Source organism: Paenibacillus sp. JT31N11 (assembly GCF_056269285.1).
Map to the genome: position 1 here is coordinate 63,037 of NZ_JBWDNQ010000024.1, position 9,392 is coordinate 72,428.

At 50.2% G+C, this 9,392-nt stretch carries 10 protein-coding genes and 1 rRNA gene; all 11 read left to right on the forward strand.

Translation table 11 applies throughout. The features are described 5' to 3' along the window. Nucleotides 1-105 precede the first annotated feature (105 nt). Nucleotides 106-1,755, forward strand: a complete 1,650-nt coding sequence (locus AC0YNV_RS37445) for an anthranilate synthase component I family protein (protein WP_475772609.1) — start codon at nt 106-108, stop codon at nt 1,753-1,755. 5 nt (nt 1,756-1,760) lie between these two features. Further along, on the forward strand, nt 1,761-2,342 hold the full coding sequence (gene pabA, locus AC0YNV_RS37450; protein ID WP_475772610.1) for an aminodeoxychorismate/anthranilate synthase component II: 582 nt from the start codon (nt 1,761-1,763) through the stop codon (nt 2,340-2,342). Next, on the forward strand, nt 2,339-3,220 hold the full coding sequence (pabC, locus tag AC0YNV_RS37455; RefSeq protein WP_475772611.1) for an aminodeoxychorismate lyase: 882 nt from the start codon (nt 2,339-2,341) through the stop codon (nt 3,218-3,220). Before pabA ends, pabC begins: the two co-directional genes overlap by 4 nt. A 22-nt stretch (nt 3,221-3,242) precedes the next feature. Continuing rightward, entirely contained in the window at nt 3,243-4,109 is an 867-nt protein-coding gene (folP, locus tag AC0YNV_RS37460) for a dihydropteroate synthase (protein ID WP_475772612.1), read from the forward strand. Between the two features lie 18 nt (nt 4,110-4,127). Next, nucleotides 4,128-4,517: a dihydroneopterin aldolase gene (gene folB / locus AC0YNV_RS37465; protein WP_475772613.1), complete on the forward strand. Its 390-nt coding sequence runs from the start codon at nt 4,128-4,130 to the stop codon at nt 4,515-4,517. Beyond that, entirely contained in the window at nt 4,492-5,070 is a 579-nt protein-coding gene (gene folK, locus AC0YNV_RS37470) for a 2-amino-4-hydroxy-6-hydroxymethyldihydropteridine diphosphokinase (protein WP_475772614.1), read from the forward strand. Before folB ends, folK begins: the two co-directional genes overlap by 26 nt. Then, complete coding sequence (locus tag AC0YNV_RS37475; protein ID WP_210046397.1) at nt 5,022-5,234, forward strand: helix-turn-helix domain-containing protein; 213 nt, start codon at nt 5,022-5,024, stop codon at nt 5,232-5,234. The genes folK and AC0YNV_RS37475 overlap by 49 nt, the downstream gene beginning before the upstream one ends. Before the next feature lie 72 nt (nt 5,235-5,306). After that, the gene (gene dusB, locus AC0YNV_RS37480) at nt 5,307-6,335 is read left to right on the forward strand and encodes a tRNA dihydrouridine synthase DusB (RefSeq protein WP_475772615.1); all 1,029 of its coding nucleotides are present in this window, start codon (nt 5,307-5,309) and stop codon (nt 6,333-6,335) included. Nucleotides 6,336-6,669: 334 nt separating this feature from the next. Next, complete coding sequence (greA, locus tag AC0YNV_RS37485) at nt 6,670-7,146, forward strand: transcription elongation factor GreA (RefSeq protein WP_475772616.1); 477 nt, start codon at nt 6,670-6,672, stop codon at nt 7,144-7,146. A gap of 175 nt (nt 7,147-7,321) precedes the next feature. Then, a complete protein-coding gene (gene lysS, locus AC0YNV_RS37490; RefSeq protein ID WP_475772617.1) occupies nt 7,322-8,818 on the forward strand; it encodes a lysine--tRNA ligase in 1,497 nt (498 codons plus the stop codon). 482 nt (nt 8,819-9,300) lie between these two features. Then, a 16S ribosomal RNA gene (locus AC0YNV_RS37495) occupies nt 9,301-9,392 on the forward strand; the annotation flags it as partial.

Here is a 9,392-nt window from a genome sequence, read left to right on the forward strand (position 1 = left end):
CACAAATGGGGGTCCAATTTTTCTTTTCTTTTGGCCGCTGATTAGGTATACTAGCTTCCAAATGAAAGACCGGATTGATGCAAAATGATGAGCGGAGGACAGCCTATGAAGCTGACGACCTTTTCCCAGTGGCAGGATTGGAAGGAACAACAATATACAACGCTCCCGCTGCTGGTCCAGCGGGCGCTGCCTCATGACACAGACAAACCCCTCTCATGGGAGAGAGCCTGGGAAGCGGCGTCTCCGTATTCCTTTGTACTGGAGAGCGGCAAGGATGGAAGGTTCACCTATCTGGGACTTCAGCCTACATCCATTATCCGCGGCAAAGACAACAGGGCAGAGGCAACTGACTTCAGGAACGGACAACAGACCACCTATAACGGGCATCCGCTGGAAACGGTCCGCAACTGGATGAGCGGCTTTAAAGCGCCTCGTATGAAGGATGCACCGAAATGGACAGGCGGGTGTGTCGGTTACTGGAGCTACGATGTTATCCGTTCCATTGAGAAGCTTCCCATATTGGCGTCGGATGACCTGGGTCTGCCTGATTATTTGTTTCTTCGGATCGATGAGCTGTGGATTGTGGATCATGTGGAGAAGAAATTTTACTGCGCCATTCATACGCCGATTACGGGGAAGGAATCCTCTGAACAGCTTGGAGAGCTCTATGAGGGCGCCTCTGCCCGGGCGGAAGCAATGTCGCTGGTGTGGAACGGGATGATGACTGAAGAGTCAACTGGCCTGAATTATGGGGAGAATATACAGGACGGCCAGGTAACATCCGGCAAGCCCGCATCAGGAAATTCAGCAGTGGCGGTTTCCGGGTCTGAGGCTGCCAGGCTGCGCCAAAGCCGCCTGGAGCTGATGGATAAGGAGTCCCTTCATATTGATGTTGAAGCCATTGGAGGGAGAACGTCGCCCTTTTCCAAGGCTGCCTATATGGACGCGGTCGAGCGCATTCGTACTTATATTTCTCAAGGGGATGTTTTTCAGGTGAACCTCTCGCTGCGGCAGAGCCGAGAAACAATGGCATCGCCTGAGGAATTATATGAATGGCTCCGTTTATTCAATCCCTCTCCTTATATGGGCATGCTGCGCTGTCCGGATTTTCAATTGGTCTCGGCATCACCCGAGCTGTTGGTGGAGCTGAGCAGCGGAAAGCTGGTCACGCGGCCGATTGCCGGAACGCGCAGGCGCGGGAATACCGAAGACGACGATCAGGCTATGGCTGAAGAATTGATGATCAGCGAGAAGGAACGGGCGGAGCATATTATGCTAGTCGATCTGGAGCGCAATGATTTAGGGCGGATTTCCGCCTATGGTTCTGTGCAAGTGAAAGAACTCATGGGTATTGAGCGATACAGCCATGTGATGCATCTGGTTTCGCAGGTTGAGGGAACGCTCGCTGCAGGGAAAGATGCCTACGATGTCATTGCTGCGACTTTTCCGGGCGGGACGATCACCGGCGCTCCCAAGATCCGCACAATGGAAATCATTGAAGAGCTTGAGCCCGTAAGAAGAGGCCCCTATACGGGATCGCTTGGTTGGATTGACTATAATGGAGATATGGAATTTAATATAATAATAAGAACGATGACGATGAAGGACCGGATGGTCCATATTCAAGCCGGAGCGGGAATTGTTATTGATTCCGACCCGGAGCGGGAATACTACGAGTCATTGAACAAAGCCAAAGCGCTCTGGAAGGCCATTCAATACAGCGAGCTTTGGGCGGCGCAACTTATAAGGGGGTAATGCAAATGATTTTGGTTATCGATAATTACGATTCGTTCACGTATAATTTGGTTCAATATTTGGGAGAATTGGGCGAGAACATTGTCGTGAAGAGGAATGATGAAATCGATCTTGACGGTATCGCGGCGCTTGCCCCGGACCACATCCTGATTTCACCAGGTCCCTGCAGTCCCAATGAAGCCGGGATATCTCTGGCGCTGATTGACCGGTTCAAGGGCGAAATTCCCATATTCGGCGTCTGCCTGGGCCATCAGGCCATTGGACAAGCCTTTGGCGGCGATGTGGTGCGTGCCGAGAAACTGATGCACGGCAAAACATCGCCGATCCTGCATGACGGCAAATCGATTTTTGCAGGTGTACCATCCCCTTTCACAGCTACACGTTACCATTCCCTTATTGTAAAGCGGGAGACGCTGCCGGATTGTCTGGAGATTAGCGCCCAAACAGCGGAAGGCGAAATCATGGGCTTGCGCCATAAGGAGTACCCGATTGAAGGTGTCCAGTTCCATCCGGAATCCATTATTACCGAGAACGGTCTTGCTTTGCTTCGCAATTTCTTAAGCATGCGGACAGGGGCAGCAAGATGAATATAGGCTGGAACGGAGCGGTTAAGCCAGCGGAGGAAACCGTGATCTCGGTCTATGATCACGGTTTTTTGTATGGGATGGGCCTGTTCGAGACGTTTCGCACCTACAAGGGTAGTCCTTTCTTACTGGAGCGTCATCTGGATAGACTGACCGATGGCTGCCGTTCGCTGGGCATCCGGTACCAGGCAGATGCGGATGCTATACGGTCCTGGCTTCGTGAACTGATGCGCGCTAACGAGCTGGAGGAAGCTTATGTGCGGCTGACCGTAACGGCAGGCGTGGGCGAGCTGGGTCTTCCTCAGGAGGATTACACAAAGCCTGACGCATTACTGCTTGTGAAGTCATTGCCAGCGGTTGATGAACGGCTGTATGAACAGGGCCGGGAGCTTGCGCTGCTGCAGACCAGGCGCAATACGCCGGAGGGCGATGTCCGTTTGAAGTCGCTGCATTATATGAATAACATCATCGCCAAGCGCGAATTGCTGTCTCTGGGAGCGTCTCCAGGAGCGGAAGGGCTGATGCTGACAAACGAAGGCTGGATGGCTGAGGGAATTGTCAGCAATCTGTTTTTTGCCAAGCGGCAGGTGATCTATACTCCGTCCATTGCGACAGGCATATTGCCCGGCATTACAAGGCAGCGGGTAATGGAGCTGGCTAGGGCAGCGGGATACGAAGTGGTCGAGGGCCTATTCGGCTGGGAACGGCTCATTGAAGCGGATGAAGTGTGGGTGACCAATTCCATACAAGAGCTGGTGCCGGTCACAAAGCTGCGCGATCAGCAAGGCCTTGTTCATACCGTTAACCATGCCGGTGCGGGACCGCTCTATAAGCTGCTGCTTGCAGCCTACCGTCAGGAGACCGCAAGCTCACAGATATGACGGAATTGAAAGGGGGGTTACGATGCAGCAGAAGGAATTCAATGCGGATGTCAGCTGGCCATATTTTCGTACTTATGATTTGAATGACGGTAACAAGCTGCAGCTGGGCTCACGAACGCTGATTATGGGAATTCTGAATACAACGCCGGATTCCTTCTCGGATGGCGGCAACTTCCATACCATAGAGGCTGCGGTCAAGCATGCGGCGGCCATGGCGGCGGAGGGGGCCGATATTATTGATATCGGCGGCGAGTCAACGCGCCCGGGAAATACGCCGCTACCCCTTGCTGAGGAGCTGGAGCGGGTAATTCCGATTATCCGCGCTGTGCGTGAAGCGCTGCCGCAAATCCCCATTTCGATAGATACGTATAAAGCAGAAACTGCGCGCCAGGCCCTGATGGCAGGCGCAGCTATCATTAACGATATATGGGGACTAAAAGGCGATCCGCGTATGGCTGAAGTAGCAGCCGAGTTTGGTTGTCCTGTTATACTGAGTCATAACCGCCATCAAATGGATTATACCGATCTTGTGCAGGATGTTATCGCCGATCTTCAGGAAAGTATTGCAATTGGGACTGCAGCGGGTATACGGCAGAGTAATATTTGGCTGGACCCGGGAATTGGTTTTGCCAAAGGCTATGAGGAGAATTTGTTATTGATGGGCAATCTGGAAAAGCTGGCCGCTTTGGGTTATCCTGTCCTTTTGGGCACATCGCGCAAACGTTTTATCTCGCATACACTGAAGCTGCCAACCGATCAGCTCGTGATGGGAACTGCGGCTACAATCACAATCGGTATTGCGAAGGGCTGCCAGATTGTGCGTGTTCACGATGTGCAGGATATGAAGCGCAATGCTTTGATGGCTGACGCAATTATATATAAGACTTAACTACAGGAGGAGAAACGGATGGACCGAATGATATTGAATGGAATGCGCTTCTTTGGTTATCATGGCGTAATCCCTGAAGAGAACAAGCTGGGACAGCAGTATATCGTCGACGTGGAGCTGAAACTCGACCTCACGCAAGCGGAAAAAACCGATGATCTGGCCCATACGGTGAATTATGCAGAGACCCATGCGCTGGTGAAATTTATTGTAGAAGGACCGCCTTTCAAATTAATTGAAGCTTTAGCCGGTCACATTGCATCGAGGCTTCTCGACGCTTATACTAGTGTAAATGAAGTGACGGTCCGCGTGATCAAGCCTCATCCACCGTTTGATATTCATTTTGATGGCGTCACTGTCGAACTCTGTAGAAAGCGGGATGAATATGAACAGCAAGCACCCGCTGAATAATAATGCAGCAAGCGCTGATCTGAACAAGACTTCCCAAGCTTATCTGGCGCTGGGCTCCAACATTGGAGATCGCGAGCAGCTGCTCCGCCAGGCGCTACACCTGCTTGATAGTCATCCTGGCATTCAGGTCAAGCGCATATCCGGTATATATGAGACGGCACCGGTAGGTTATACCGACCAACCGGCTTTTCTGAACATGGCGGCATCTGTTTGTACGACACTGGAGCCGCTGGAACTTTTACGAACGATGCTGGATATTGAGAACCGGTTGGGCAGAACGCGCGATATCCGTTTTGGTCCGCGTACGATCGATCTTGATTTGTTGCTGATGGACGATGTTCAAATGTCGGAGGAAGAACTGACTCTGCCCCATCCAAGAATGATGGAACGCGCTTTTGTGTTGGTTCCGCTGAGCGATGTGCTGAGCAGCCATCATCCGCTGAAGGAGCAGGCAGATCAAACGGCATCACGGGCGTTAGAGGATGGAGGGGAAGGCATCACGTTATGGAATACGATCAATTGGCACAGCGCGTCCGCGCTTTCCGAAAGCTGAAGGGATTTACACAACAGGAGCTTGCGGAGCGGCTCGAAGTATCGGTTGCTGTCCTGGGTTCACTGGAGAGGGGTACACGCAAGCCCGATCCGAAGCTGCTGGAGCGTATTTCCGAGACCCTGGGAATCTCTTACAATGAATTGACGGCTGACAACAGCCGGTAATGGAGCATTACATTTGAAGTGCGACATAAAGCCGTTCTTCTAAATATAAATTCAGAAGGGAGTGAGAGCGTCATGCTCAAGATCGGTCATATTGAAATGAAGAACAAGGTTGTACTGGCGCCGATGGCCGGCGTGTGCAATCCGGCTTTTCGACTGATCGCCAAAGAGTTCGGCTGCGGACTCGTGTGTGCCGAAATGGTCAGTGACAAAGCGATTGTTCACGGCAACAAGCGTACGCTGGATATGTTGTTTGTCGACGAACGGGAGAAGCCTCTTAGTTTGCAAATCTTTGGAGGAGATCGCGAATCGCTTGTGGAAGCAGCGAAAATTGTCGATAAACAGACCAATGCCGATATTATCGACATTAACATGGGCTGTCCGGTTCCCAAAGTTACAAAATGCGACGCAGGGGCACGCTGGCTGCTCGATCCGAAAAAAATCTATGAAATGGTTTCGTCTGTAGTGGATGCTGTAGACAAGCCGGTTACCGTGAAAATGCGGATCGGCTGGGACAGCGAGCATATCTATGCCGTGCAGAATGCCCAGGCGGTTGAGCGGGCGGGCGGCAAGGCGGTAAGCGTTCATGGACGAACAAGGGAGCAATTGTATACCGGCAAGGCGGATTGGGATATTATAAGGGATGTTAAAGAAGCGGTAAGCATTCCCGTTATTGGAAACGGCGACGTATTTTCACCGGAAGATGCGAAGCGTATGCTGGACCATACGGGATGTGACGGTGTGATGATCGGCCGCGGCGCACTCGGCAACCCGTGGATGCTCTACCGGACCATTCATTACTTGACAGAGGGAGAACTGCTCCCGGATCCAAGTCCGCGTGAGAAAATGGAGATTGCCATCGTTCATATGGACCGTTTGGTGAATCTCAAAGGTGAGTCGGTTGCCGTGCGCGAGATGCGAAAGCATTTGGCTTGGTACCTGAAGGGACTTCCCGGCGCCGCTCGCGTCAAGGATGTCATTATGGAAGAGACGAGCAGAGACGTCATGGCTCAGATTTTGGGGAACTACATTGAATCGCTGGGCGCGGAGGGCGAGCTCCCAAGTCTTTCCCAGCATGCTTCAGGTGAAGTTGTCTACCAATAGCAGATATAAGGCCAGACCGTTTTACGCTTGTTACGCTGTCCTTCGGCTATAAAATATAAGCAGCGGCTGTTATTTTTCCTCATGTTGGAAGCTTTGTTGATGGGTGGGACTTTAAATGTTCATATCCGGTAACTGGCTTTCGTTGACATTCGGGGCAAATTTGAAATATAATTTCTCAATAATCAGTTTCGCGCGATGAAAATCAACCAGATTAAGTAAGTAGGGCAACATGCTTCCATACGCTGTCATCAAGGGGATGATGCGTAATATATTAAGTAAACGGTGAATTCATACAGGGTATGAAAAAAAGTCACTCGACAGGAGAATCAGTAGCATGAGCGATAAAGAGATCATTTTGACTCAGGACGGACTGAAGAAGCTCGAGGAAGAACTGGAGACGTTAAAATCTGTCAAGCGCCGTGAGGTAGCCGAACGGATTAAAGTGGCTATCGGTTATGGCGATATCAGCGAGAACTCCGAGTACGAAGACGCGAAGAACGAGCAGGCTTTTATTGAAGGCCGCGTCATCACGCTGGAGAAGATGCTGCGCAATGCGCGCATTATCAATAATGACGACATCAACATTGATTCGGTAAGCATCGGTTCAATTGTAACGGTGGAGGATATGGAGTTCGGCGATACGATGGAGTATACGATCGTGGGTACTGCCGAAGCGGATCCGCTGCAAAACAAAATATCCAATGAAAGTCCGGTCGGGAAGGCCATTCTCGGCAAAAATAAAGGGACTGTTGTTGAAGTGAACGTGCCAGCCGGCGTTATTCAATATAAAATCATTGATATCAAAAAGTAACCGGGCACCTTTTGGAAAAGCTTCCGACTGGAAGCTTTTTTCACAAGTTTAGCGAGTTTGGTGTTTTCCAAAAAGGGAAGAAGCATGCCCAGCCCCGTTTGGGGCTTAGCTTGTTTGTTCTTGATATTTGGGGCAAACGCCAAGATTAGCTGCTTGGAAATGAACAAGGAGATGAATGGTAGTGGAGCATCAAACGCAAGAGCAGGAATTAAGCGAGCTCCTGCAGATTCGCAGAGACAAACTGGACGAATTACGCGGACTCGGCATTGATCCGTTCGGCGGTAAATTCGAGAGATCTCACCGTGCCATGGGAATTGTAGAGTCTTACAATGAAGTGAGCAAAGAGGATCTGGAAGGACAAGCTGTTGAAGTCAGTGTGGCGGGACGAATCATGCAAAAACGCGGCATGGGTAAAGCCGCATTTGCGCATATTCAGGATTTAAGCGGAAAAATTCAAATTTATGCCCGCAAGGATACCGTTAGTGAAGCGGAGTACGAAGCCTTCAATTTGCTGGATATCGGAGATATTATCGGAGTTCGCGGCGTTGTGTTCAAGACCAACACTGGAGAGGTATCGGTCAAGGCAAAAGAGATCACCGTATTATCCAAATCTCTGCTGCCGCTTCCCGAGAAATTCCATGGTCTGAAAGATGTCGAACTTCGTTACCGTCAGCGGTATGTCGATCTGATCGTCAATCCTGAGGTGCAGCAGACGTTTATTACCCGCTCGCGTATTATTCAATCGATGCGCCGTTACCTGGATTCCCGTGATTATTTGGAAGTCGAAACGCCAACCCTTCATTCCATAGCAGGTGGAGCCTCCGCGCGCCCCTTCATTACCCATCACAATACACTCGATATGCAGTTATACATGCGAATTGCCATTGAACTTCATCTGAAGCGTCTTATTGTCGGCGGTATGGAGAAGGTCTATGAAATTGGCCGTGTCTACCGCAACGAGGGGATGTCAACACGCCATAATCCGGAATTTACAATGATTGAGCTGTACGAGGCGTATGCCGACTACAAAGACATCATGGCTTTAACGGAATCCCTTATTGCCCATATCGCACAAGAAGTTCTGGGTACAACCAAGATTACCTACCAGGGACAGGAAGTGGATTTGACGCCATCATGGCGGCGTGTGTCCATGGTTGAACTGGTCAAAGAAGCGACAGGCGTCGATTTCGCCATTGAAATGACAGATGAAGAGGCACATGACCACGCAAGGAACCATAAAGTAAAAGTCGAGCCGCATATGACATTCGGTCATATCCTCAATGCATTCTTTGAGGAATTTGTGGAGCATACGCTTATTCAGCCGACCTTCGTAACCGGACATCCGGTGGCGATCTCTCCGTTGGCTAAGAAAAGCAGCAGCGATCCACGGTTCACGGACCGTTTTGAGCTGTTTATCGTTGCACGCGAGCACGCAAATGCCTTTACAGAGCTGAACGACCCTATCGATCAACGTCAACGTTTTGAGTCTCAACTGGTTGAGCGTGAGCAGGGCAACGATGAGGCGCATGAAATGGACGATGATTTCATACGTGCGTTGGAGTACGGCATGCCGCCGACAGGCGGGCTGGGGATCGGGATTGACCGGTTAGTAATGCTGTTGACGGATGCTCCGTCCATTCGCGATGTCCTGTTGTTCCCTCAGATGCGCTAACGCATATACCGGCATTGCTTTCATATTGACATGAACCGCTGAGGGCTTTCATAGTCCACAGCGGTTTTTATGTTTTTGGGGAAGCTGAGTATTCACAATTGTTTCTTTAACTGGGGACCCGTCTATCTTCTAATGATGTAGTTAGACGTCACTTCCTATGAGTAATAAGGGGGCACTGAACGGCGCAAATTGATTGTTATTCAAGCAGACATAAGCGTAGCCATTAGGTATAGATACTTGGTAATGATTAACGGGAATAAAAAAATGAAAATAAGTGTTGCATTTAGATATAGGCCTATGATATATTAATCAAGTCGCCGCTGAGGCAGCCGACATAAGCTTACTAAAGAGGGCAAGTTACATAGTGCCTAACTGAAGAAGCATTTGTTCTTTGAAAACTGAACAATGAGCGACCTGTCAAACAGGTTTTAAAGAATGAGCTGTTTTAGCTTATCTGTAAGTTACGAGATCTTCGGATCTCTTTTATGGAGAGTTTGATCCTGGCTCAGGACGAACGCTGGCGGCGTGCCTAATACATGCAAGTCGAGCGGATTTCGTTGAAAGCTTGCTTTCA